The 25,499-nt window shown below is 64.8% G+C and carries 21 protein-coding genes and 2 tRNA genes; 2 read left to right on the forward strand and 21 right to left on the reverse strand.

What is annotated here, in order from left to right:
* The 18 genes from F804_RS0100005 to rlmB all read right to left on the reverse strand — a co-directional run.
* The coding region (locus F804_RS0100005) for a GTP-binding protein (RefSeq protein WP_022705684.1) at positions 1 to 503 on the reverse strand (503 nt) is incomplete at its 3' end.
* A gap of 64 nt (positions 504 to 567) precedes the next feature.
* Entirely contained in the window at positions 568 to 2,691 is a 2,124-nt protein-coding gene (gene fusA, locus F804_RS0100010) for an elongation factor G (RefSeq protein ID WP_022705685.1), read from the reverse strand.
* A gap of 18 nt (positions 2,692 to 2,709) precedes the next feature.
* Positions 2,710 to 3,180: a 30S ribosomal protein S7 gene (gene rpsG, locus F804_RS0100015; protein ID WP_022705686.1), complete on the reverse strand. Its 471-nt coding sequence runs from the start codon at positions 3,178 to 3,180 to the stop codon at positions 2,710 to 2,712.
* Between the two features lie 12 nt (positions 3,181 to 3,192).
* Complete coding sequence (rpsL, locus tag F804_RS0100020) at positions 3,193 to 3,564, reverse strand: 30S ribosomal protein S12 (protein WP_022705687.1); 372 nt, start codon at positions 3,562 to 3,564, stop codon at positions 3,193 to 3,195.
* 257 nt (positions 3,565 to 3,821) lie between these two features.
* Entirely contained in the window at positions 3,822 to 4,637 is an 816-nt protein-coding gene (locus F804_RS0100025; protein ID WP_022705688.1) for a glycosyltransferase, read from the reverse strand.
* Positions 4,637 to 5,575: a DMT family transporter gene (locus tag F804_RS0100030; protein ID WP_051142252.1), complete on the reverse strand. Its 939-nt coding sequence runs from the start codon at positions 5,573 to 5,575 to the stop codon at positions 4,637 to 4,639. Before F804_RS0100030 ends, F804_RS0100025 begins: the two co-directional genes overlap by 1 nt.
* Before the next feature lie 136 nt (positions 5,576 to 5,711).
* Complete coding sequence (gene rpoC / locus F804_RS0100035; protein WP_022705690.1) at positions 5,712 to 9,950, reverse strand: DNA-directed RNA polymerase subunit beta'; 4,239 nt, start codon at positions 9,948 to 9,950, stop codon at positions 5,712 to 5,714.
* A 52-nt stretch (positions 9,951 to 10,002) separates the two neighbouring features.
* Positions 10,003 to 14,148: a DNA-directed RNA polymerase subunit beta gene (gene rpoB / locus F804_RS0100040; RefSeq protein ID WP_022705691.1), complete on the reverse strand. Its 4,146-nt coding sequence runs from the start codon at positions 14,146 to 14,148 to the stop codon at positions 10,003 to 10,005.
* 228 nt (positions 14,149 to 14,376) lie between these two features.
* Positions 14,377 to 14,748 (reverse strand): 50S ribosomal protein L7/L12, encoded by a 372-nt coding sequence (rplL, locus tag F804_RS0100045; protein WP_022705692.1) that lies wholly within the window; start codon positions 14,746 to 14,748, stop codon positions 14,377 to 14,379.
* 65 nt (positions 14,749 to 14,813) lie between these two features.
* On the reverse strand, positions 14,814 to 15,329 hold the full coding sequence (gene rplJ, locus F804_RS0100050) for a 50S ribosomal protein L10 (protein WP_022705693.1): 516 nt from the start codon (positions 15,327 to 15,329) through the stop codon (positions 14,814 to 14,816).
* A 245-nt stretch (positions 15,330 to 15,574) separates the two neighbouring features.
* Positions 15,575 to 16,270, reverse strand: coding sequence for a 50S ribosomal protein L1 (rplA, locus tag F804_RS0100055; RefSeq protein WP_022705694.1), 696 nt, complete (start codon positions 16,268 to 16,270; stop codon positions 15,575 to 15,577).
* A gap of 3 nt (positions 16,271 to 16,273) precedes the next feature.
* The gene (gene rplK, locus F804_RS0100060) at positions 16,274 to 16,726 is read right to left on the reverse strand and encodes a 50S ribosomal protein L11 (protein WP_022705695.1); all 453 of its coding nucleotides are present in this window, start codon (positions 16,724 to 16,726) and stop codon (positions 16,274 to 16,276) included.
* 87 nt (positions 16,727 to 16,813) lie between these two features.
* Positions 16,814 to 17,350 (reverse strand): transcription termination/antitermination protein NusG, encoded by a 537-nt coding sequence (nusG, locus tag F804_RS0100065; protein WP_022705696.1) that lies wholly within the window; start codon positions 17,348 to 17,350, stop codon positions 16,814 to 16,816.
* A 173-nt stretch (positions 17,351 to 17,523) separates the two neighbouring features.
* A complete protein-coding gene (gene secE, locus F804_RS0100070; protein ID WP_022705697.1) occupies positions 17,524 to 17,718 on the reverse strand; it encodes a preprotein translocase subunit SecE in 195 nt (64 codons plus the stop codon).
* A gap of 97 nt (positions 17,719 to 17,815) precedes the next feature.
* Positions 17,816 to 17,891: transfer RNA gene (locus F804_RS0100075), tRNA-Trp, on the reverse strand.
* 62 nt (positions 17,892 to 17,953) lie between these two features.
* A complete protein-coding gene (locus tag F804_RS0100080; RefSeq protein ID WP_022705698.1) occupies positions 17,954 to 18,385 on the reverse strand; it encodes a CoA-binding protein in 432 nt (143 codons plus the stop codon).
* A gap of 203 nt (positions 18,386 to 18,588) precedes the next feature.
* Complete coding sequence (locus tag F804_RS0100085) at positions 18,589 to 19,023, reverse strand: YHS domain-containing (seleno)protein (protein ID WP_156845172.1); 435 nt, start codon at positions 19,021 to 19,023, stop codon at positions 18,589 to 18,591.
* A 69-nt stretch (positions 19,024 to 19,092) separates the two neighbouring features.
* Positions 19,093 to 19,899 carry a 23S rRNA (guanosine(2251)-2'-O)-methyltransferase RlmB gene (gene rlmB / locus F804_RS0100090; RefSeq protein ID WP_022705700.1) on the reverse strand — a complete coding sequence of 269 codons (807 nt, stop codon included), beginning with the start codon at positions 19,897 to 19,899 and terminating at the stop codon, positions 19,093 to 19,095.
* 122 nt (positions 19,900 to 20,021) lie between these two features.
* Between rlmB and F804_RS17290 the strand changes: the two genes are divergently transcribed.
* Positions 20,022 to 20,105: transfer RNA gene (locus F804_RS17290), tRNA-Tyr, on the forward strand.
* Between the two features lie 97 nt (positions 20,106 to 20,202).
* Complete coding sequence (locus tag F804_RS0100095) at positions 20,203 to 21,207, forward strand: hypothetical protein (RefSeq protein ID WP_022705701.1); 1,005 nt, start codon at positions 20,203 to 20,205, stop codon at positions 21,205 to 21,207.
* 4 nt (positions 21,208 to 21,211) lie between these two features.
* On the opposite strand, the gene mgrA is transcribed toward F804_RS0100095, so the two are convergent.
* Genes mgrA through ileS form a run of 3 tightly spaced genes read right to left on the reverse strand, consistent with a single transcriptional unit; the run spans position 21,212 to position 25,411 of the window.
* Positions 21,212 to 22,246 carry an L-glyceraldehyde 3-phosphate reductase gene (mgrA, locus tag F804_RS0100100; protein WP_022705702.1) on the reverse strand — a complete coding sequence of 345 codons (1,035 nt, stop codon included), beginning with the start codon at positions 22,244 to 22,246 and terminating at the stop codon, positions 21,212 to 21,214.
* Entirely contained in the window at positions 22,239 to 22,502 is a 264-nt protein-coding gene (locus F804_RS0100105) for a DUF3253 domain-containing protein (protein WP_022705703.1), read from the reverse strand. The genes mgrA and F804_RS0100105 overlap by 8 nt, the downstream gene beginning before the upstream one ends.
* Complete coding sequence (gene ileS, locus F804_RS0100110) at positions 22,499 to 25,411, reverse strand: isoleucine--tRNA ligase (protein ID WP_022705704.1); 2,913 nt, start codon at positions 25,409 to 25,411, stop codon at positions 22,499 to 22,501. The genes F804_RS0100105 and ileS overlap by 4 nt, the downstream gene beginning before the upstream one ends.
* Positions 25,412 to 25,499: the final 88 nt, after the last annotated feature.

The following is a 25,499-nucleotide window of genomic DNA, read 5'->3' on the forward strand; positions in this document are numbered from 1 at the left end:
CCCTTGATGATCGGAATGTCGTCGCCCGGGAAGTCGTAGCTGGACAGCAGCTCGCGCACTTCCATCTCGACCAGTTCCAGCAGCTCTTCGTCATCCACCTGGTCGACCTTGTTCAGGTACACGACCATGTAGGGGATGCCGACCTGGCGGCCCAGCAGGATGTGCTCGCGCGTCTGCGGCATCGGGCCGTCGGCGGCGTTCACGACCAGGATCGCGCCGTCCATCTGCGCCGCACCCGTGATCATGTTCTTCACGTAGTCGGCGTGGCCCGGGCAGTCCACGTGCGCGTAGTGGCGCGTCTCGGACTCGTATTCCACGTGCGCCGTCGAGATCGTGATCCCGCGGGCCTTCTCTTCCGGCGCGCCGTCGATCTGGTCGTAGGCGCGGAAGTCGCCGAAGTACTTCGTGATCGCAGCCGTCAGCGTCGTCTTGCCGTGGTCAACGTGACCGATGGTCCCGATGTTGACGTGCGGTTTCGTCCGTTCAAACTTTGCCTTTGCCATGTGCAGGGCTCCTCAAGTCAAATGATGCAGGACGGGCGGGGCGATCATGCCCCGCCACGCCATATCAGGCGTATTTCTTCTGGATTTCGTCCGAGATGTTCTGCGGAACAGCTTCGTAGTGATCGAACTGCATCGAGAACACCGCGCGACCCGAAGACATCGAGCGAAGGTTGTTGATGTAGCCGAACATGTTCGCCAGCGGCACGAAGGCGTCGATGACGTTCGCGTTGCCGCGGCTGTCCTGGCCACGAACCATGCCGCGACGGCTGGTCAGGTCGCCGATGATCGAACCGGTGTATTCTTCCGGCGTCACGACTTCGACCTTCATGATCGGTTCCAGCAGCTTCGCACCGGCCTTGCGCAGACCTTCACGCATTGCGGCGCGCGAGGCGATCTCGAAGGCCAGGACCGACGAGTCGACGTCGTGGAACGCACCGTCGATCAGCGCGACCTTGAAGTCGATCACCGGGAAGCCTGCCAGCGGACCCGAGTCCATGACCGACTTGATGCCCTTCTCGACGCCCGGGATGTATTCCTTCGGAACAGCACCGCCGACGATCTTCGATTCGAACGAGTAGCCTTCGCCCGGCTCGGTGGGCGTGATGACCATCTTCACGCGCGCGAACTGGCCGGTACCACCGGTCTGCTTCTTGTGCGTGTAGTCGATCTCGGCCTCGGTCGAGATGGTTTCGCGATAGGCCACCTGCGGCGCACCGATATTCGCCTCGACCTTGAACTCGCGCTTCATGCGGTCGACCAGGATGTCGAGGTGAAGTTCGCCCATGCCCTTCATGATCGTCTGACCCGATTCCAGATCGGTCTCGACGCGGAACGAGGGGTCCTCGGCTGCCAGGCGCTGAAGGGCGAGGCCCATCTTTTCCTGGTCGGCCTTCGACTTCGGTTCCACGGCGATCTCGATCACCGGATCCGGGAAGGTCATGGTTTCCAGAACGACCTGCTTCGAGGCGTCGCACAGCGTGTCACCGGTGGTGGTCTCTTTCAGACCTGCCAGCGCGATGATGTCGCCTGCGAACGCTTCCTCGATCTCCTCGCGGCTGATCGAGTGCATCATCATCATGCGGCCGATGCGCTCGCGCTTGCCCTTGGTCGAGTTGATGATCGAGTCGCCCTTGCGCAGCACGCCCGAGTAGATGCGGCTGAAGGTCAGCGAACCCACGAACGGGTCGTTCATGATCTTGAACGCCAGCGCCGAGAAGGGCGCCGCGTCGTCGGCCGGACGCTCGATGTTGCGGGTCTCGGTCTCGTCGTCGGGGGCGAAGCCCTTCAGGACGGGGACGTCGATCGGCGCGGGCAGGAAGTCGATGACCGAGTTCAGCAGGGGCTGGACGCCCTTGTTCTTGAACGCGGAACCGGCGGTGACCGGGAAGAACGACAGCGACAGGGTGCCCTTGCGGATCAGCTGGCGCAGGGTCGCCTCGTCGGGCTCGTTGCCCTCCAGATAGGCTTCCATGGCCTCGTCGTCCTGCTCGACGGCAAGCTCGACCATGTTGGCGCGCCATTCGTCGGCCAGGTCCTTCAGCTCGTCGCGGATGGGCTGGCGAACCCAGCTTGCGCCCAGATCCTCACCGATCCAGACCCACTCTTCCATCTTGATCAGGTCGACGATGCCTTCCAGCTTGTCCTCGGCACCGATCGGGAATGCGATCGGGCACGGGGTGCCGCCGGTGCGGTCCTTGATCATCTTCACGCAGTTGAAGAAGTCGGCGCCGATCTTGTCCATCTTGTTGACGAACACGATCCGCGGAACCTGGTAGCGGTCGGCCTGGCGCCAGACGGTCTCGGTCTGCGGCTCGACACCGGCGTTGGCGTCCAGAAGGCAGATCGCGCCGTCCAGAACGGCCAGCGAACGTTCCACCTCGATGGTGAAGTCCACGTGACCCGGGGTGTCGATGATGTTGAAGCGGTACTTCGTGTCCGACGTGCCATCGGCGGTCGGATCTTCCTGGCGCTGCCAGAAAGTGGTGGTCGCGGCAGACGTGATCGTGATGCCGCGCTCCTGCTCCTGCTCCATCCAGTCCATGGTCGCGGCGCCGTCGTGGACTTCGCCGATCTTGTGCGACTTGCCGGTGTAGAAGAGGATACGCTCGGTCGTCGTCGTCTTGCCGGCATCGATGTGGGCCATGATGCCGAAGTTACGGTAACGCTGCAGCGGATAATCGCGTGCCATGGTCTGGATCCTTTTACCTTACCAGCGGTAGTGGCTGAACGCTTTGTTGGCGTCGGCCATCTTGTGCGTGTCTTCGCGCTTCTTGACGGCAGTGCCGCGGCCGTTGACCGCATCGGCCAGCTCGCCCGCAAGACGCTCTTCCATCGTGTTCTCGTTGCGGTTCTTCGCAGCCGTAATCAGCCAGCGGATCGCCAGCGCCTCGCGGCGGGTCGGGCGAACCTCGACCGGAACCTGGTAGGTCGCACCACCGACGCGACGCGAACGCACTTCGACCGAAGGCTTCACGTTGTCGAGGGCTTCGTGGAAGACTTCGATCGGCTCGCGCTTGAGGCGGGTCTCGACGCGGTCCAGCGCGTTGTAGACGATCCGCTCGGCGGTCGATTTCTTGCCGTCAACCATCAGGTTGTTCATGAATTTGGTCAGCACGCGATCGCCAAATTTGGCGTCGGGCAGGACTTCGCGCTTTTCAGCGGCGTGACGACGGGACATTGATGCCTCTCCTTACTTCGGACGCTTCGCGCCGTATTTCGAACGACGCTGACGACGATCCTTGACGCCCTGGGTATCCAGCACACCGCGCAGGATGTGGTAACGGACACCCGGAAGGTCTTTTACACGGCCGCCGCGGATCAGCACGACGCTGTGTTCCTGCAGGTTGTGCTTTTCGCCCGGGATGTAGGAGATGACCTCGAAGCCATTCGTCAGGCGCACCTTGGCGACCTTACGCATAGCGGAGTTCGGTTTCTTCGGCGTCGTGGTGTAGACGCGCGTGCAGACGCCGCGCTTCTGCGGGCATCCCTGCAGGTGCTGCGACTTCGAGCGCTGCACCTTCGGCTGCCGCGGCTTGCGGATCAGCTGTTGGATCGTAGGCATTCGGTTCCCCGTCTTGCTCTGTCAATACTCGCAACCGGACCGGCTGCGCCACTTCTCGACGGTACCTTGCGCGAATCGCAAAATACCAAGCCCGTCCGGCCCATAAAGGGCTGACGGGCATAATTCCAGAGGATCGGGGCATTTTCGGGCCCGGATCGTGACCGTGATGGTTCTGGTTCCCGACATGGAAGCCTGCCGGGTGACGGGGCTATAGGGGCAAAGCGCCATGCTGTCAACATGGCCAGCCCTGCCCCGCCTCAGCTCAGACCGCGGACCAAGCGGTCGATCCGGCCCCGCTGCAGCCCGAAGCGGGTCCGCAGCAGGCGGTTCAGGCCGTCATCCCCGACCTCCCATGGCTGGCCCGGCCCGACCGATCCGCTGTCGCTGTCGCCGTGGATAGATCGCAGGAACATCGCATCCCGGTTCAGCGACACGCCCGACATCCAGCGCGCCAGCTTCGAGTGATCGAAGCTCAGCGCCGTCTCCGGCGCGTCCGGCGGCAGGAATATCGTCAGCGCCACGCCCATGTTGTGGCAGATGCGCGGCTCGAACCGGGCGCCGCCCGCCTCGGCATGCAGCATCAGCCCGCGCCCGTAATCCAGCGACAGCCTGCCCTCGGCCCGCCACAGATCGGCAAGGCGCGCAAAATCCCGGCGGGTGCTCGCGACATAGTCGATGGCGACCGCGTCATCGTCATCGTGGCGGAAATGGCCGATCACCTCGGCCTGCGGATCGAGATGGGGCGCGATCGCCTGGCGGCAGGCCGGAAGGTGATATTCCATCGGCGGGACCAGCGACAGGCGCAACTGCGGGATCTCGTCGCACAGGGCACGCAGGCGCGACAGGTAGGGCTCGGGCAGGTCCGGCCCGGTCATCACGACCAGCGTGAACTCGGGATCCGTCTGCGCGCGCCACCCCGGCAGCGCGATCTCGGTGAACCAGCGCCAGCGACGCGCCAGCCGGTCGGGATCATAGAGATAGGCCCGACGCGCCTCGATACTGTCATGTTCGACCTGGTAGCCCCGCATCCCCAGATAGGAGAAGCGGCACAGGCCAAGCATCTGAAGCCGCATCAGCGCCGCCGTCCCAGTTTCGCCTCTCGCCAGATGGTATAGATCCCGGCGCCCACGACAAGCGCCGATCCGACCCATGTCCACAGGTCCGGCCAGTCACCGAAGATCGCCAGCCCCAGCACGATCGCCATCAGCAACGAGGTATAGCGGAAGGGCGTCACGGCCGCGATCTCGCCCACGCGCATCGCGCCCACCCCGCACATGTAGCCGATGGTCAGGAAGCCCGCGCCGACCAGGATCAGCGCGACCTGCCACAGCTGGGGCATCACCCAGCCCTGCCCCATGCTGAGCACGAACCCCGTGATCGTCACGCTGAGCGCGGCATAGAAGGCGATGGTCCCCGACGCGATCCCGCGCGCGAAGCGCCGGGTCGAAAGGTCGCGCAGCGCGACCAGCAGCATCGCCCCAAGCGCGACCAGCGCCCAGACGCCGAAGGTCCCGCTGCCGGGCCGCAGGATGATCAGCACCCCCAGAAGCCCGACGCCCACCGCGGACAGCCGCCGCCAGCCAAGCGTCTCGTTGAAGAACAGCGCCGCCCCCAGCATCACGACCAGCGGCAGCGACTGCATCACCGCCGTCAGGTCCGCGATCGCCATGCGGGTCAGCGCATTGAGGAACAGCATGGTCGAGCCGATCTCGCCGATCAGGCGCAGCACCATGGGCCAGCGCGCGTCGCGCGGCAGCCGCAGCTGCAACCCGCCCTGCGCACGCGTCACGATCAGCAGGAACAGCATCACGCACAGCCCGCGCATGGTCATCGCCTGGTACAGGGGTATGTCCTCGGTCACGAACTTGATGATGGTGTCGTTGCAGGTGAAGCCCATCATCGACAGGGTCATCAGCCCTGCCCCGCGCAGGTTGTCGCCCGGCTGCAACGGTTCGGGCCTGACCGAGGCAGGCCGGACACGCCGGATCGGGGACATCAGCGGGGTTCTCATGGGGGCACCTTCGGGTTGTTCCCCGCAGGCTTAGGCGATGACGTGCCCCGGCGGCAAGCGCCCGCTTGCACGGCGTGCAGAAATGACGAAGGCCCGGCTGGGATGCCGGGCCTTCGCGCGTCTCATGCCGAAACGATCACTCGTCGCGGTTGTTCTCGGGTGCCTCGGCGGCAAAGCCCGTGGGCTGCATCTCGGTCTCGGCCGGAGCGCTCAGCGCGGCGGCGGCCTCGGCCTCGGCGCGGCGCGCCTCGATCACGACATTGTCGCGCTCGGTCGCGATGCGCTTGACGCGGGCGGTGGCACCACCCGTGCCTGCCGGGATCAGGCGACCCACGATGACGTTCTCCTTCAGGCCGACCAGCTTGTCGCGCTTGCCCTGGACCGAAGCCTCGGTCAGGACGCGGGTCGTTTCCTGGAACGATGCGGCCGAAATGAAGCTGCGGGTCTGCAGCGATGCCTTGGTGATGCCCAGCAGCACCGGCTCGCCCGTGGCCGGACGGCCACCCTTGGCTTCGATCTTGGCGTTCTCTTCCTGGAACTCGTCGCGCTCCACGTGCTCGCCCTTCAGCAGCGTGGTGTCGCCGCTGTCGAGGATCTCGATCTTCTGCAGCATCTGGCGAACGATCACCTCGATGTGCTTGTCGTTGATCTTCACGCCCTGCAGTCGATAGACGTCCTGCACCTCGTCGATGAGGTAGTCGGCCAGGGCCTCGATCCCCATGATGCGCAGGATGTCGTGCGGCGCCGGGTTGCCGTCCATGATGTAGTCGCCACGCTGCACGAAGTCGCCTTCCTGCACCGGGATGTGCTTGCCTTTCGGCACCATGTACTCGACCGGGCTGCCACCCTCTTCCGAAGGCTCGATCGCGATGCGGCGCTTGTTCTTGTAGTCCTTGCCGAAGCGCACGTAACCATCGATTTCCGCGATGATGGCGTGATCCTTCGGGCGACGGGCCTCGAACAGTTCCGCCACGCGGGGAAGACCCCCGGTGATGTCCTTGGTCTTGGCGCCTTCGCGCGGAATACGGGCAACCACGTCGCCTGCCTTGATCTCCTGGCCTTCCTCGACCGAGAGAATGGCGTCCACCGACATCGGATAGCTGACCGGGTTGCCCTGGTCGTTGCGCACCGGCTCGCCGTTGGCATCCATGATGATGATCTCGGGCTTGAGGTCGTTGCCCTTCGGCGCCGAACGCCAGTCGGTCACGATCTTCTGGGTCATGCCCGTCGCGTCGTCGGTCTCGTCACGCACCGAGATGCCGCCCAGGAGGTCGACGAACTTGGCGGTACCGGCCTTCTCGGCGATGATCGGCAGGGTATAGGGATCCCATTCGAACAGCTTGGCGCCACGGATGACACGGTCGCCTTCCTTCACGAACAGCTTCGAGCCGTAGAACAGCTTGTGGCTGGCGCGTTCCTGCCCCTGGTCGTCCAGGACGATCAGCTGCATGTTGCGCGACATCACGACCTGCTCGCCATTGGCATTTTCCAGGATGCTCTCGTTGCGGAACTGGATCGTGCCCTCGTGCGAGGCCGCCTGGAAGGACTGCTGACCACCCTGCGCGATGCCGCCGATGTGGAAGGTCCGCATCGTCAGCTGCGTGCCGGGTTCACCGATCGACTGCGCGGCGATGATGCCGACAGCCTCGCCGATGTTGACCAGCGTGCCGCGAGCCAGGTCGCGACCGTAGCACAGCGCACAGATCCCATCCTCGGATTCGCAGGTCAGGGCCGAACGGATGCGCATGGACTGCACGCCCGCCTTCTCGATCTCGTCGGCTCGACGTTCGTCGACGACCTCGCCCGCACGGATGATGATCTCGTCCGAACCCGGAACCAGCACGTCCTCGGCCGCGGTACGGCCCAGAACACGCTCGGACAGCGGCGCGATGACCTCGCCGTCGTTGACGGCCGCCGAAGCGGTGATCGAGTTCTCGGTGCCGCAATCATGCTCGCGGATGATGCAGTCCTGGGCCACGTCGACCAGACGACGGGTCAGGTAACCCGAGTTCGCCGTCTTCAGTGCCGTGTCCGACAGACCCTTCCGCGCGCCGTGGGTCGAGTTGAAGTACTCGAGAACGGTCAGACCTTCCTTGAAGTTCGAGATGATCGGCGTCTCGATGATCTCGCCGTTCGGCTTGGCCATCAGGCCGCGCATCCCGCCCAGCTGCTTCATCTGGTTGGTCGAACCACGAGCACCCGAATGCGCCATCATGTAGACGCTGTTCGGTTCCTGCTCGGCGCCGGATTCGTCGAACTTGGTGGCCGAGATGGTCGACATCATGGCCTCGGTCACGCGGTCGTTGCATTTCGACCAGGCGTCCACGACCTTGTTGTACTTCTCGCCCTGGGTGATCAGACCGTCGAGATACTGCTGCTCGAACTCCTTCACCTGCTCCTGGACTTCCTCGACGATGGTCCACTTGTTGTCGGGAACCACCATGTCGTTCTTGCCGAAGCTGATGCCGGCGCGGAATGCCTCGCGGAAGCCCAGACCCATGATCTGGTCGCAGAAGATGACCGATTCCTTCTGACCGCAATAGCGGTAGACGGTGTCGATGACGTTCTGGATGTCCTTCTTGCGCAGCAGGCGGTTCACCAGCTCGAACGGAGCCTTCGCGTTCAGCGGCAGCAGCGCGCCAAGGCGCAGACGGCCCGGCGTGGTCTCGAAGCGCATCAGCACCTCGTTGCCGTTCTCGTCGATCTGCTTGATCCGCGCGGTGATCTTGGCGTGCAGATGCACCTCGCCCGAGGCCAGCGCGTGCTCGACTTCCTCGATATTGGCGAAGGCCATGCCCTCGCCCTTCATGCCTTCACGCTGCATCGAGGTGTAGTAGAGGCCCAGGACCATGTCCTGCGAGGGAACGATGATCGGCGCGCCGTTGGCGGGCGACAGGACGTTGTTCGTCGACATCATCAGGACGCGCGCTTCCAGCTGCGCTTCCAGCGACAGCGGAACGTGCACGGCCATCTGGTCGCCGTCGAAGTCGGCGTTGAAGGCCGAGCAGACCAGCGGGTGCAGCTGGATCGCCTTGCCCTCGATCAGGACCGGCTCGAACGCCTGGATGCCCAGACGGTGCAGCGTCGGCGCACGGTTCAGCAGGACCGGATGCTCGCGGATCACCTCGTCCAGGATGTCCCAGACCTCGGGGCGCTCCTTCTCGACCAGCTTCTTCGCCTGCTTGACGGTGCTGGACAGGCCCTTGGCTTCAAGTCGCGAATAGATGAACGGCTTGAACAGCTCGAGCGCCATCTTCTTCGGCAGGCCGCACTGGTGCAGCTTCAGTTCCGGGCCGGTCACGATGACCGAACGACCCGAGAAGTCGACCCGCTTGCCCAGAAGGTTCTGGCGGAAGCGGCCCTGCTTGCCCTTCAGCATGTCCGACAGCGACTTCAGCGGGCGACGGTTGTTGCCCGTGATGACGCGGCCGCGACGGCCGTTGTCGAACAGAGCATCGACCGATTCCTGCAGCATCCGCTTTTCGTTGCGGACGATGATGTCGGGCGCGCGCAGCTCGATCAGGCGCTTCAGACGGTTGTTCCGGTTGATCACGCGGCGATACAGATCGTTCAGATCCGAGGTCGCGAAGCGGCCGCCATCCAGCGGAACCAGCGGACGCAGTTCCGGCGGGATGACCGGGATCACGGTCATGATCATCCACTCGGGACGGTTGCCCGATTCGAGGAAGCTTTCGACGATCTTCAGGCGCTTGATGATCTTCTTCGGCTTCAGTTCGCCCGTGGCTTCCTTCAGATCCTCGCGCAGCTGCTCGGCAGTCGCGGCCAGATCGATATTGGCCAGCATGGCGCGGATCGCCTCGGCGCCGATATCGGCGGTGAAGGCGTCGGCGCCGAAGTTGTCCTGCGCGTCCAGGTACTCTTCCTCGGTCATCAGCTGACCATAGGTCAGGTCCGTCAGACCGGGTTCGATCACCACGTAGTTCTCGAAGTACAGGATGCGCTCCAGGTCGCGCAGGGTCATGTCCAGCATCAGGCCGATGCGCGAGGGCAGCGACTTGAGGAACCAGATATGCGCGACGGGCGCGGCCAGCTCGATATGGCCCATGCGCTCGCGGCGGACCTTCTGCAGCGTGACTTCCACGCCGCATTTCTCGCAGACGAGGCCGCGATACTTCATGCGCTTGTACTTGCCGCACAGGCATTCGTAGTCCTTGATCGGACCGAAGATGCGCGCGCAGAACAGGCCGTCACGTTCCGGCTTGAACGTGCGGTAGTTGATGGTTTCGGGCTTCTTCACCTCGCCGAAGGACCAGGCCAGAATTTCTTCGGGCGAGGCCAGCGAGATCTTGATTTCGTCGAACTGCCGCGGCTGTGCCAGCGGGTTCAGCGGATTGGTGGCAAGTTCCTGGTTCATTTTTCAATCCTGATGAAGGGCGCGGGAGTGGCGGAAGCGAGGGCCGAAGCCCTCACTCCTCTTCCTCCGCATCCAGGAGTTCCATGTTGAGGCCCAGACCCCGGACCTCCTTGACCAGCACGTTGAACGATTCCGGCACGCCGGCCTCGAAGTTGTCCTCGCCCTTGACGATCGACTCGTAGACCTTGGTCCGGCCTGCCACGTCGTCCGACTTCACCGTCAGCATTTCCTGCAGGGTGTAGGCGGCGCCATAGGCTTCCAGTGCCCAGACCTCCATCTCGCCCAGACGCTGGCCGCCGAACTGGGCCTTACCACCCAGGGGCTGCTGCGTGACCAGGCTGTACGGACCGGTCGAACGGGCGTGCATCTTGTCGTCGACAAGGTGGTGCAGCTTCAGGATGTACTTCATCCCGACGGTGACCTTGCGGGCGAACTGTTCGCCCGTGCGGCCATCGAACACCACCGACTGACCCGAGCTGTCGAAGCCCGCACGCGCCAGCGCGTCGTTCACGTCCGCCTCTTTCGCGCCGTCGAAGACGGGCGTGGCGATCGGAACGCCGGTGCGGACGGTGCCCGCATGCTCGCGCAGGGTCTCGTCATCCAGACCTTCGAAGGCCTCGGCATACAGCTCGTCGCCATAGCCGATGCGCATCGCCTCGCGGACCGGGGTCATGTCGCCGTTGCGGCGATAATCTTCCAGCGCCTCGTCGATCTTGATGCCCAGACCGCGCGAAGCCCAGCCCATGTGGGTTTCGAGGATCTGACCGACGTTCATGCGCGACGGCACGCCCAGGGGGTTCAGCACCAGGTCGACCGGAGTCCCGTCCGCAAGGAACGGCATGTCCTCCATCGGGACGACCTTGGACACGACACCCTTGTTGCCGTGACGACCGGCCATCTTGTCGCCTGCCTGCAGCTTGCGCTTCACGGCGACGAAGACCTTGACCATCTTCATCACGCCCGGCGGCAGGTCGTCGCCCTGGCGGACCTTCTCGACCTTGTCCTCGAAGCGGGCTTCCAGGGCCTTGCGCTGCGCATCGTACTGATGGTTCAGCGCCTCGACTTCCTTGGCGACCTCTTCCTCGCTGACGGCAAGCTGCCACCACTGGCCGCGCGACAGGGTGCCCAGCAGATCCTCGTTGATCTCGCTGTTCGCCTTGACGCCCTTGGGACCCTTCACGGCGGTCTTGCCCATGATCAGCGTCTTCAGACGGGCATAGATGTTGCGATCCAGGATCGCCTGCTCGTCATCGCGGTCACGTGCCAGACGCTCGACTTCCTCGCGCTCGATCTGCAGCGCGCGTTCGTCCTTGTCGACGCCGTGGCGGTTGAAGACCCGCACCTCGACGATCGTGCCATAGGCACCCGGCGGCAGACGCAGCGAGGTGTCGCGGACATCCGAAGCCTTCTCGCCGAAAATGGCGCGCAGAAGCTTTTCTTCCGGCGTCATCGGGCTTTCGCCCTTGGGGGTGATCTTGCCCACAAGAATGTCGCCCGGCCCCACTTCGGCACCGATATAGACGATACCGGCCTCGTCCAGATTGCGCAGCGCTTCCTCGCCCACGTTCGGGATGTCGCGGGTGATCTCTTCCGGCCCCAGCTTGGTGTCGCGGGCCGCCACTTCGTATTCGTCGATATGGATCGAGGTGAACACGTCGTCGCGGTGGATCCGCTCGCTGATCAGGATCGAGTCCTCGTAGTTGTAGCCGTTCCACGGCATGAACGCGACGACCACGTTGCGGCCGATGGCCAGTTCACCCTGATCGGTCGAGGGACCGTCGGCGATGACCTGGTTGGTCACGACGCGCTCGCCCACCTTCACCAGCGGACGCTGGTTGATGGTCGAGGACTGGTTGGAACGCTTGAACTTGCGCAGGCGGTAGATGTCCACACCCGCATCGCCCGCTTCCAGGCCTTCGGTCACGCGGATGACGATACGCTGCGCATCGACCTGGTCGATGATGCCGCCACGACGCGCCATGATCGCGGCGCCGGAATCGCGCGCCACGGTCGCTTCCATGCCGGTGCCCACGAAGGGAGCCTCGGCGCGCAGAAGCGGCACGGCCTGACGCTGCATGTTCGAGCCCATCAGGGCGCGGTTCGCGTCGTCGTTTTCAAGGAACGGGATCAGTGCGGCGGCGACCGAGACCAGCTGCTTGGGCGAGACGTCGATCAGATCGACGGCATCGACCGGGTTCAGCATGAAGTCGCCGGCCTGGCGGGTGCTGATCAGCTCGTCGACGAAGTTGCCCTCGTCGTCCAGCGTCGCGTTCGCCTGGGCGACCGTGTGACGCATTTCCTCGGTGGCGGACATGTAGACCACGTCATCGGTGACCTTGCCTTCCACGACCTTGCGGTAGGGGGTCTCGATGAAGCCGTACTTGTTCACCCGCGCGAAGGTCGCGAGGCTGTTGATCAGACCGATGTTCTGACCTTCCGGCGTCTCGATGGGGCACATCCGGCCATAGTGGGTCGGGTGAACGTCGCGAACCTCGAAGCCCGCGCGTTCGCGCGTCAGACCGCCCGGCCCAAGCGCCGAGAGACGACGCTTGTGCGTCACTTCCGACAGCGGGTTGGTCTGGTCCATGAACTGCGACAGCTGGCTCGAGCCAAAGAATTCACGAACAGCCGCAGCCGCCGGTTTCGCGTTGATCAGGTCCTGCGGCATGACGGTGTCGATCTCGACGCCGGACATGCGCTCGCGGATCGCGCGCTCCATGCGCAGCAGGCCGACGCGGTACTGGTTCTCCATCAGCTCGCCGACGGAGCGGACGCGACGGTTGCCTAGGTGGTCGATGTCGTCGATCTCGCCCTTGCCGTCGCGCAGTTCCACGAGGCCGCGGATACAGGCCACGATATCCTCGTGGCGCAGCGTGCGCTGCGTGTCCGGCGCGTCCAGGTTCAGGCGCATGTTCATCTTCACGCGGCCGACGGCGGACAGGTCGTAACGCTCGGCATCGAAGAACAGGCTGTTGAACAGCGTCTGCGCGGCCTCGACCGTGGGGGGCTCGCCCGGACGCATGACGCGATAGATGTCCATCAGCGCCTGTTCGCGGTTCATGTTCTTGTCGGCCGCCATCGTGTTGCGGATGTAGGGACCGACATTGACGTGATCGATGTCCAGAACCGGGATCTCGGCAACGCCGTTGTCCAGCAGCACCTTCAGCAGGCCGCCGTTCAGTTCGCCGTCGCGGTCGTATTCCGCGGTGATCTCGTCGCCGGCCTCGGCATAGATGAAGCCGGTTTCCTCGTTGATGATGTCCTTGGCGACGAAGCGGCCCACGATGCGCTCGAACGGCAGCAGCAGGTTCACCTGCTCGCCCGAATCCAGCAGCTTCTTGACCAGGCGCGGCGTGACCTTCTCGCCCGCCTTGGTGATGACCTCGCCGGTATCGGCGTTCACCAGGTCATAGGCCGGACGGGTGCCGCGCACGCGCTCGGGGAAGAAGCGCGTGACCCAGCCCTGCTCGCGCCCCTCGCGACGCAGGCTGTAGTTCACGGTCTGGTAGAAGGCGTCCATGATGCCTTCCTGGTCCATGCCGAGCGCATAGAGCAGCGTGGTCACCGGCAGCTTGCGGCGACGGTCGATGCGCGCGAACACCAGGTCCTTGGCGTCGAATTCGAAGTCCAGCCAGCTGCCGCGATACGGGATGATGCGGCATGCGAAAAGCAGCTTGCCCGAGGAATGCGTCTTGCCGCGGTCGTGGTCGAAGAACACCCCGGGCGAACGGTGCATCTGGCTGACGACGACGCGCTCGGTGCCGTTGACGATGAAGGTGCCGTGCGGGGTCATCAGGGGCATGTCGCCCATGAAGACGTCCTGCTCCTTGATGTCCTTGACCGACTTGGCGCCGGTGTTCTCGTCGACATCGAACACGATCAGGCGCAGGGTGACCTTCAGCGGCGCGGCGAAGGTCATGTCGCGCTGCTGGCACTCCTCGACGTCGTATTTCGGACGCTCGAGCTCGTACTTGACGAATTCGAGGACCGCGGTCTCATTGAAGTCCTTGATCGGGAAGACGGACTGGAAAACGCCCTGGATGCCCTCGCCGTCCTGATGGGCGGAACCGTCGCCCGAGCTCAGGAACAGGTCGTAGGAGGACTTCTGAACCTCGATGAGGTTCGGCATCTCGAGGACTTCACGGATATTGCCGTAATAGCGCCGGACGCGCTTCTGACCGACATAGGAATGCGCCATGGGGTCTTGTCACCTTTCGTCTTCGCGCGCGTTCCGGGTCGGGGCCCCCGGAACGGGCCTACGAATGTAGGGGTGAGGCTCCATTCGTGCCATGCGTCCCACCGCACGGCTCCCGAGCCTCGAACATGCCCTGAAGGAAGGTCGCGCGTCGACCGCCCTTCAAGACAGGTTCGGCAGGGACCGGGAAATCCCGGACCCTGCCTCTTCATTCGTCAGCCGTGAGGCCGATTACTTCAGCTCGACTTTCGCGCCAGCGTCTTCGAGCTTCTTCTTGATCTCTTCGGCTTCTGCCTTGGCAGCGCCTTCCTTGACCTTGCCACCGGCTTCGACCAGGTCCTTGGCTTCTTTCAGGCCCAGACCGGTGATGCCGCGAACTTCCTTGATCACGTTGATCTTGTTCGCGCCGGCGTCGGTCAGGACGACGTCGAATTCGGTCTTCTCTTCGGCGGCTTCGGCAGCAGCAGCCGGGCCAGCCATCATGACAGCGCCGCCAGCTGCGGGCTCGATGCCGTACTCATCCTTCAGGATGGTCTTCAGTTCCTGGGCTTCCAGCAGGGTCAGGCCCACGATTTCTTCGGCGAGTTTCTTCAGATCAGCCATTTTTCCGTTCTTTCACTTTATGGTTCCGACTGCGTGTGTTCAACCACACGAGGGAAAGGGGTTGCTTATGCAGCCTCGCGCTCTTCCAGAGTGCTGAGGATGCCCGCGATGTTCGAAGCAGGCGCACCGATCGCACCGGCGATGTTCGAGGCAGGCGCACCGATGCAGGACACGATCTGAGCGATGAGCTCTTCACGCGACGGCATCGAGGCGACGGCTTTCACACCGGCCGTATCAAGCGCCGTGTCACCCATCGCACCGCCCAGGATCACGAATTTCTCGTTGTCCTTGGCGTACTTGTCGGCGATCCGGGCAGCAGCCACGGGATCTTCCGAGTAGGTGAGCACGGTCATGCCCGTCAGGTATTCGGCGATGCTTTCGCAAGGCTTACCTTCCAGGGCGATCTTGGCGAGCCTGTTCTTGGCGACGCGAACCGAACCACCGGCTTCGCGCATGCGCGAGCGGAGGTCCTGCATCTGTGCAACCGTCATCCCCTCGTAGTGGGCAACCACCACGACGCCAGAGCTTTCAAAGATCTGGCCGAGTTCGTCGACCAGCTGTTCCTTTTGTGCTCTATCCACGGTTTCACTCCAAATTGGGGGTTTCCCCCCGGCTCTCACTTTTCCCGATGCTCCGCGGATGCGGGACCGGGTCGGGTCCGTCTAGGGCAAGATCACCCGAAGATATCCCCGCGAAGGGCGCCTTCGGAAAAATGCTTCCCCATCTCAGGAAGGAAATTAAGCCGGTTTCCCGGCACCCTCCGTCTCGGACAGGACGGGGCCATGGTGGCGGCCCCGCCATCCCGGCATTTCTGCCGGGAAACTGATCAGGCGTCGGCGCCGGTCACGTCGACCGAAACGCCCGGGCCCATGGTCGAGCTGATCGAGACCTTCTTCATGTAGGTCCCCTTCGCGCCCGAGGGCTTCGCCTTGTTCACGGCGTCGACGAAGGCGCGCAGGTTCTGCGCCAGCTTGTCCTCGTCGAACGACACCTTGCCGATGCCTGCGTGCACGACGCCGGCCTTCTCGGCCTTGAACTGGACTTCACCGCCCTTGGCAGCTTCGACGGCCGATTTCACGTCCATCGTCACCGTGCCGACCTTGGGGTTCGGCATCAGGTTGCGCGGGCCCAGGATCTTGCCCAGACGGCCGACCAGCGGCATCATGTCCGGGGTGGCGATGCAGCGATCGAATTCGATCTTGCCCGACTGGATGGTCTCCATCAGGTCTTCCGCACCGACGATGTCCGCGCCTGCGGCCTTGGCCTCGTCAGCCTTGGGGCCACGTGCGAACACGGCGACGCGAACGTCCTTGCCGGTACCTGCGGGCAGGGTCACAACGCCGCGGACCATCTGGTCTGCGTGACGCGGGTCGACGCCCAGGTTCAGCGCGATCTCGACGGTCTCGTCGAACTTCGCCGAAGCGGCCGACTTCACCAGCTTGACGGCTTCCTCGACCGAGAGGTTCGCCTTGCCTTCGAATGCAGCGCGCGCGGCGGCTTTCTTCTTGGAAATCTTCGCCATGACTTAGCCTTTCACCTCGAGGCCGATCGAACGGGCCGAACCGACGATGATCTTCATCGCGGCTTCCACGTCGTTGGCCGACAGGTCGGCCATCTTGGCTTCGGCGATCTCGCGGACCTGCTTGACGGTCACGGAACCGGCGGTCGCACGGCCCGGCTTTTCCGAACCCTTGGCGCGGTTGCGCTTGCCGACCGGCTTCAGGCCAGCGGCCTTCTTCAGCAGGAACGATGCCGGCGGCGTCTTCGTCACGAAGGTGAACGACTTGTCGGCATAGTAGGTGATCACGACCGGAACGGGGGCGCCCTGTTCCATTTCCTGCGTCTTGGCGTTGAACGCCTTGCAGAATTCCATGATGTTGATGCCGCGCTGACCCAGTGCGGGGCCAACGGGGGGCGACGGGTTCGCCTGACCCGCCTTGATCTGCAGCTTCAACTGCCCGACGACTTTCTTGGCCATTTGGCCCTCTCCTTCATCATCAAGCCCGGCAAGCGGGCCGATTTAGCGGTTCGGCACGACCCGTGGGCCGAAACCTCCCGCGACCAATCACGCGGTCTTGGAAACCTGCGTGAATTCCAGCTCGACCGGCGTCGGCCGGCCGAAGATCGACACCGTGACCTTGATGCGCGAAGAGACCTCGTCGACCTCCTCGACCATCCCCGAGAACCCCTCGAAGGGACCATCGGTCACGTTGACCTGCTCGCCCACGTCGAAGCGGATCAGGTTGCGCGGGGCAGCCTGCTCGCCCGAACCCGAGCGGTTCAGCATCGCGTTCACTTCCTCGTCGCGCATCGGCATCGGCTTGCCCTGCGCGCCCAGGAAACCGGTGACGCGGTTCGTCGAGTTGACCAGGTGGTAGGTGCGATCCGACATGTCCATGTGCACCAGCACATAGCCCGGCATGAAGCGACGCTCCGAGGTGACCTTCTTGCCACGACGGATCTCGATCACTTCCTCGGTCGGGACCAGCACCTCGTCGATCTGCTCTTCGAGACCTTTTTCGGCCACTGCCTGACGAATCGCCTCGGCGACCTTCTTCTCGAAGTTCGACAGGACGCTGACCGAATACCAACGCTTTGCCATGTCTCGATCGACCCCTGCTCATCTCGCGGGGAATCACGTCCTGCGGACGCCAAACCCCTTGAATTCATACGCTTCCGACAAAGTAAAAACCGGCGCGCATGCGGATTCGATGCACGCCGTTTGCCGGACAGTTCGCGGCGTTTACCCCCGCATGCCGGCAAATGCAACCCCCATCAGCCGCTGATGAGGCGCAGCCCCTCGGTCAGGCCGGTGCGGATGACCAGGTCGACCAGGAAGAAGAACAGGCTGGTGATGGACGCGAAGATCAGGACCATGATGGTGGTCGTGATCACCTCGCGGCGGGTGGGCCAGGTGATCTTGGCGGCCTCGGCGCGGACCTGGTTGATGAACTGCACGGGATTGGCCACGCTTTCAGCCTCCTTCGGAAATACCGGCCCGATCTAACCGCAAGCCGCGACCGTTTCAAGATCGCAGGCGTTCCATTGCGGCTGTATCGGAAGGACCTGGCAGGGGCAGGGGGACTCGAACCCACGACCCTCGGTTTTGGAGACCGATGCTCTACCAACTGAGCTATACCCCTGAGGTCGGGCCTGACTAATCCTGCCGCGCGGCGGCGTCAAGCAGGTATCCGGGGCTTTCGGCTCAAAGATATCGCGGAAACTCGATCTTGGGGCAGCGATCCTCGATGACGGTCACCCCGCGCGCCCGCGCCTTGGCCGCCGCATCGGGATGGGCGATGCCCAGCTGCATCCAGATCGTCGAGAGGCCCGGCAGTTCGCACAGCGCCTCGTCGACGATGCCCGGCACGGCCTCGGAGCGGCGGAAGATGTCCACCATGTCGATCCGCGTCTCGGCGGGGATGTCGCCCAACGAGGCATGGACATGTTCGCCCAGGATCGTGCGGCCTGCATGGCCGGGATTGACGGGCACGATGCGGAAGCCCTGCGACTGGAGATAACGCGCGACGCCCCACGAGGGACGATCCTCGCGCGGGGACAGCCCGACAATGGCGATCGTCCGCGTGTCGCGTGCGATACGCTCGATATCCTGATCTTCCTGAAGACCGAACTGCATCCGCGACCTCCCCTTCTGGTTGCGTTTCGGGCGCCCCCGACACTCTCACAGAAAAGGCGCCCGGTCCACCTGGTGGCCGGGCGCAAGTCGCGGAACGAGGGACAGTGATCCGAACATGACCGTTCCGAGGTCATGTTCAGTATGACAAATGGGCATCACCGCCCAAAAGTTCCAGCCTGGTCGCGGTTTCGTGATTCGCGGCGTCAGCGCCCCGACCAGTTGCGCCCTGCCCTGCCGAGAATCTCGGCCGGATGGCGGCGCAGCTCGCGGGCGGCACTGGGCGAACGGGTCATGTACAGCTTGCCGCGGATCAGAACGGCATTGCGCGGATCGCCCTTGATCGGATGCCCCTCGGCGACCGAGACGGGGCAGAAGCCGTCGAACTGCGGCAGGAAGCTGCGGGGATTCGCCTCGAAGCTGGCGCGGTTCTCCTCGGTCGCGAAATGCCACAGCTTGCCGCGCCACATCGTGGCCACGTCGCTGCGCCCCGCGACCGGATGCCCGGCCTGCACCATGCCCACGGGATCGAAGCCGCCAAAGGCCCATTCCTCGGCTTGCGCGGGAAGGGCGATCAGGCAGGGCAAGGCGATCTGGCACAGGATGCGGCGCATTGGCGGGCTTTCGGCTGATGCGGTCATGCCCTTCTATGTGCCCCCTGCCCCCCGATTCTCAACGGCTGCGACACAAAGGTCGCAGCCATGTGACATTCACGCACGATTCGCGGCGTAGAGCGCGACCGCCGCCGCGTTCGACACGTTGAGCGATCCGAAATCGGCCGCGAAGGGAATCCGCGCGACGTGATCGCAGGTCTTCAGGGTCAGATCGCGCATGCCCGGCCCCTCGGCGCCCATGACAAGGCAGATCGCGCGGCCCGGCAACTTCTCCAGGACCGTCGGCAGCTCGACCTCGCCGGTGCCGTCCAGCCCGATCAGGATGAAGCCCATCAGCTTCAGCTGGTTCAGCGCCTCGGCCAGGTTCGGCACGCGCAGATAGGGCTGGCGTTCCAGCGCGCCCGAGGCGGTCTTGGCCAGCGCGCCCGTTTCGGGGGCCGAGTGGCGCGCGGGCGCGATGACGGCGCGGGCGCCGAACACCTCGGCCGAACGCAGGATCGCGCCGATATTGTGCGGGTCCGTCACGCGGTCCAGCGCCACCAGCAGCGGGCGCCCCTCGCCCGGGGCCTCGCGCAGCGCGACCTCGGACAGGCTGCCCCATTTCAGCGGCTTCACCTCCAGCGCGGCACCCTGGTGGACGCTCTCGCCGGCCAGCGGCACGGTCTTGTCGAAGACGCGCGGATCGGTGATCTCGGGCTCCATCCCGTGCAGGTCGTCGCCCAGCCGCGCCAGCGCATTGCGCGTGACGACCAGCCGCAGCTTCTGCCGCTCGGGATTGGCCAGCGCGTCGCGCACGGCGTGCAGGCCGAACAGCCAGACGGTCTCGGCGGCGGCGGCACGGCGCGCGCGCTCCTTCTCGATCACCCAGGTGGGCTTCTTCCCCTTGGGATTGTCTGCGGCCATACCGGGCCTCCTTTCGTTGGCATTCTCTCTGCTGCCAAGAAAGCTTTCGCGCAAGACCCGGAAATGCGCTTGACGCCCCCGACAAGGGCAGCTAATCACCGCCCCACGCCGAAAGCGACGGCGGGCGACGAGCTGCAAGGTGCGGCAGCGGACTGTAACTCCGCCGGGGAGACCCACGCCTGGTTCGATTCCAGGGTCGCCCACCACTTCCCCCGACATGACAATCAATCGAACCCCTTTTGCGGGTTACGGATTTACCTGCACAACGCTAGGTTGACACCGATTCAACTGATGGCTGGTGGCATGGCGGGTTCCAGGACAAGCGCGAAACCGAATCTTCTGATCGTGGCCCAGGCGGGGCGGCTGGAATACGAGGCCATCATCCTGCTGGCCAGCCTGCGTCACGCCGCGCCCGACTGGTCGGGTCGGGTGATCGTGGCCGAGCCCCTGCCCGAGGGCGCATGGCAGGGCCGCAGCACGCAGATCTCGGATCCGGTGCGCGGCCTGCTGACCGATTTCGGGGCCGAGATCCTGCCCTTCACCGCACGGCATTTCGGCGCCTCCTATCCGCAGGGCAACAAGATCGAGGCGCTGGCCCTTCTGCCTGCGAACGAGCCGTTCCTCTTTCTCGATACCGACACGCTGATCACGGGGCCGCTGGACAGGCTGCGCTTCAACTTCAAGAAACCCTCGGCCTCGATGGCGCGAACGAACACCTGGCCGCAGCCGCCGCTCTATGGTCCGGGATACGAGCAGATCTGGCGCTCGATCTATGACCGATTCGGGGTGCCCTTCGACGATTCGATCGACCCCGCCCAGCCGAAGGAGCATTGGGAGCGGTTCCTCTATTTCAACGCGGGCTGGTTCTTCGGGGCGGATCCCGCGGAATTCGGACGGCGCTACCTGGAATGGGCGCTGGCCCTGCGCGACGATCCGCATGACGAGCTGGCCTGCCAGGCGATGGACCCCTGGCTGGACCAGGCAGTGCTGCCGGTGGTGATCCACAGCCTTGGCGGCGGGCGTCCCGGCAAGGCGCTGTCGGGGATGGATGGCGACACGACCTGCCATTACCGCAAGCTGCCGCTTCTCTATGCCCAGCATGACGAACACGCGATCGCCATCTGCGAAGAGGCCGTGGCCCCCAAGCATATCAAGCGCGTGCTGAAGGAATGGGAGCCCGCGCGCAAGCTGATCTATCAGCAGAAGGGCCGCACCAAGGTGCGACCCATCTTCGCCGAGGACAGGGTCCAACGGCCCGAGCGCGCCATCCGCAACCAGATCAAAAGCCGCGGATGGTGGCTGGTCTGAGGGGTTATTCCCCCGCGCCTTCCGAGGACCGCGCCCAGATGTTCACGTCGCCCGATGCGGTCAGTTCGTCGATCCGCGCCAGTTCGGCATCCGTGAAATCGGTATTGTCCAGCGCGCCCACGCAATCGACAACCTGTTCGGGACGCGAGGCACCGATCAGCGCGCTGGTCACCCGACCGCCGCGCAGCGTCCATGCGATCGCCATCTGCGCCAGCGACTGGCCGCGGCCCTCGGCCATGTCGTTCAGCTGGTTCAGCCGGTCGATCATGTCCTGCGTCAGCCAATCCTCGTTCAGGGACTTGCCCTGCGCGGCGCGGCTGTCCTTCGGAATCCCGCCCAGGTATTTCTTGGTCAGCATCCCCTGCGCCAGCGGCGTGAAGACGATGCTGCCGACGCCCAGATCGTCCAGCGTGTCCAGCAACCCGTCGTTTTCTACCCACCGGTTCAGCATGTTGTAGCTAGGCTGGTGGATGATGCAGGGCGTGCCCAGATCGCGCAGGATCGCCACCGCCTCGGCGGTGCGCTGGCTGTTGTAGCTGCTGATCCCGGCATAGAGCGCGCGGCCCGACCGGACGATGTGATCCAGCGCGCCCATCGTTTCCTCCAGGGGCGTTTCGGGATCGAAGCGGTGGCTGTAGAAGATGTCGACGTAATCCAGCCCCATCCGCTTCAGCGACTGGTCGCAGCTGGCGATCAGGTACTTGCGGCTGCCCCATTCGCCATAGGGGCCGTCCCACATGTGATAGCCGGCCTTGCTGCTGACGATCAGCTCGTCGCGCAGATGGGCGAAATCGGTGCGCATCAGCTCGCCGAAGGCTTCCTCGGCGCTGCCTGCGGGGGGGCCGTAATTGTTGGCCAGGTCGAAATGCGTGATGCCCAGGTCGAAGGCCTGGCGGCAGATGTCGCGCTTGGTCTGGTGGGGCGTGTCATGGCCGAAATTGTGCCACAGGCCCAGGCTGATCGCGGGCAGCTTCAGCCCCGAGCGCCCGACCCGGTTGTAGCGCATCTTGGAATAGCGGTCGTCTGCTGGCTTATACATGGGTTTCCTCCCCCAGGGGCGGGCCCAGCCGGATGGGACCGCGGGTTTCGGGGCCGAGAACCGGCCGGCCCTTCTGCGTGATCGCGATGCGACCCTCGGCCGCAAGGCGGAACGCCTCGGCCCGCAGGGGCGCCATCAGCGGGCGCCAGTCGCGGCCGATGTCCCGTGCGACCTGGCTGGGGCAGCATGTCGTGCCCGGTCGCAAATGCCCGACCCGCGCAAGGATGGCCCCGCGCAGGTCGGACGGATCGTTCATGCCGACAGCACGTCGTCGCAGCGGGCGCAGACGCCCGGATGCGAATGGGTGCCGACATCGGGCAGGATCTTCCAGCAGCGCTGGCATTTCTGCCCGTCGGCCTTTTCGAACACGACGCCCAGTCCCGGCGCCTCGGCCATGCGGAAGGCATCCGACGGAACCGGGTCCGCCGTCAGCTGCAGGTCCGAGGTGATGCACAGATCCGCGAAGGCCACCGTCTTCAGCGCGGCCAGCATGTCGGCATCCTCGACATGGACGACCGGCGCGGCCTCGAGGCTGGCACCGATGGTCTTGTCGGTCCGCTTCACCTCCAGCGCGGCGGTGACCACGCGGCGGGCGCGGCGGACATGGTCCCACTTGGCGGCCAGCGGCTCGTTCAGCCAGTCGGCGGGGGTCGGCGCGAAATCGTGCAGGTGCACGCTGTCATCCTCGGACGGGAAGCGCGACAGCCAGACATCTTCCATGGTGAAGGGCAGGATCGGGGCCAGCCAGGTCACCAGGCGGTGGAACAGGATGTCCAGCACCGTGCGCACCGCGCGGCGGCGCGTGCTGTCGTGCGCATCGCAATACAGCGCATCCTTGCGGACGTCGAAATAGAAGGCCGACAGGTCCACGGTGCAGAACTGGAACAGCGTCTGGAACACGCCCTGGAAGTCGAACCCGTCATAGCCGCGGCGGACCTGGTGATCCAGCTGCGCCAGGCGGTGCAGGACCCACTGCTCCAGCTCGGGCATCTGCGCGGGCTCCAGCTTCTCGGCGTTCGAGAACCCGTCCAGCGCGCCCAGCAGGAAGCGCAGGGTGTTGCGCAGGCGGCGATAGCTGTCGGCCGTGCCCTTCAGGATCTCGGGGCCGATGCGCTGGTCGGCGCTGTAGTCGGCCTGCGCGACCCACAGGCGCAGGATGTCGGCGCCGTATTGCTTGATCACCTCGGCGGGGACGATGGTATTGCCGAGCGACTTGGACATCTTCATGCCCTTCTCGTCCAGCGTGAAGCCATGCGTCACCACGTTGCGATAGGGCGCGCGCCCCTTGGTCGCGGACGCTTGCAGCAGCGAGGACTGGAACCAGCCGCGATGCTGGTCGGTGCCTTCCAGGTACAGATCCGCGATGCCGTCGGGCGTGCCGTCGGCGCGGTCGCGCAGCACGAAGGCATGGGTCGATCCGCTGTCGAACCATACGTCCAGCACATCCATCACCTGGTCATAGGCGTCGGGATCGGCGATGCCCTCCAGCATCTGTTCCTTGAAGCCGTCGCGATACCAGATGTCGGCGCCGTCCTTCTCGAAGGCGGCGACGATGCGGTCGTTCAGCCGCGCGTCGCGCAGCAGGAAATCGGCATCGGTCGGCTTGGCGCCACGGCGCACGAAGCAGGTCAGCGGCACGCCCCAGGCGCGCTGGCGCGACAGCACCCAGTCGGGGCGGTTCTCGACCATGGAATGGATGCGGTTGCGGCCCGATTGCGGCCACCACTTGACCAGCTTGTCGATGCTGTTCAGCGCGCGGGTGCGGATCGTGTCGCCATGTTCGCCCATGCCGTCGTCCAGCGGCTTGTCGACCGCCGCGAACCATTGCGCGGTGTTGCGATAGATCAGCGGCGCCTTGGACCGCCAGCTGTGGGGATAGCTGTGCTTGATCTTGCCCTTGGCCAGCAGCGCGCCGGCCCATGCCAGCTGCTTGATCACGCTGACATTGGCGGGGCCGTCCTTGCCCTCGGCATCGATGATCGCCTGCCCGCCGAACAGCGGCAGATCGGCGCGATAGCTGCCGTCAGGTTCCACGTTGTAGGTCATCGGCAGCTTGAAGCGCAGCCCCAGCTGATAGTCGTCGTCGCCATGGCTGGGCGCGGTATGCACGAAGCCCGTGCCCGCATCGTCGGTCACGTGATCGCCCGGCAGCAGCGGCACGTCGAAGTCCCATTCGCCCTCCGAGCCCTCGACCCCGCGCAGCGGGTGGGCAAGGGTCAGCCCCTGAAGGTCGGCGGCGGCAACATCGCCCAGACGCTCGTGGCTCTCGACCTTGGCCGATGCCATCACGCCCTCGGCCAGCGCGTCGGCCAGGACCAGCAGCTCGCCCGGCTGGGCCGTCGCCTTCTCGGCCACCTCGCCCACGCGATACAGCCCGTACGAGATGTCGGGATTGAACGCGACCGCGCGGTTCTGCGGGATCGTCCAGGGCGTCGTGGTCCAGATCACGACCTTGGCGTCGGCCAGCTGCCCCTGCCCGCCCAGCACGGCGAAGCGCACCCAGATCGTGTGGCTGGTATGGTCCTTGTATTCGACCTCGGCCTCGGCCAGGGCGGTCTTCTCCACGGGCGACCACATGACCGGCTTGCTGCCCTGATAGAGGCTGCCGTTCATCAGAAGCTTCATGAACTCGGCCGCGATCACGGCCTCGGCGTGGTAGTCCATCGTGACATAGGGACGGTCCCATGCGCCGGTGATGCCCAGGCGCTTGAACTCCTCGCGCTGGATGTCGATCCACTCGTCGGCGAAGCGACGGCATTCCTGGCGGAACTCGACCACGTCCACGGCGTCCTTGTCGCGGCCCTCGGCGCGGTACTTCTCCTCGATCTTCCATTCGATCGGCAGGCCGTGGCAGTCCCAGCCCGGAACATAGCGCGCATCGCGGCCCATCATCTGGTGACTGCGCACGATGATGTCCTTGATCGTCTTGTTCAGCGCGTGACCGATATGCAGATGCCCGTTCGCATAGGGGGGGCCGTCATGCAGGATGAAGGGCGCGCGCGCCCCATCGGCGGCGGCGGCGCGTTCGCGCAGGCGGTCGTAGATGCCGATGCGTTCCCAACGGGCCAGCCACTCGGGCTCTCGGGCGGGAAGGCCCGCGCGCATCGGAAAGTCGGTCTGGGGCAGGAAGACGGTATCGCGGTAGTCGGGGGTCGCGTCGCTCATCGGGGCGGTCCTTTGTCGGTCGTTCGCAGGCAGGCAGCAGAAAACCCGGCAGCGCGAGGGTCACGCCACCGGGCAGCTAATTCGAATG

It is taken from the genome of Paracoccus zeaxanthinifaciens ATCC 21588, from assembly GCF_000420145.1.
Lineage (GTDB): Bacteria > Pseudomonadota > Alphaproteobacteria > Rhodobacterales > Rhodobacteraceae > Paracoccus > Paracoccus zeaxanthinifaciens.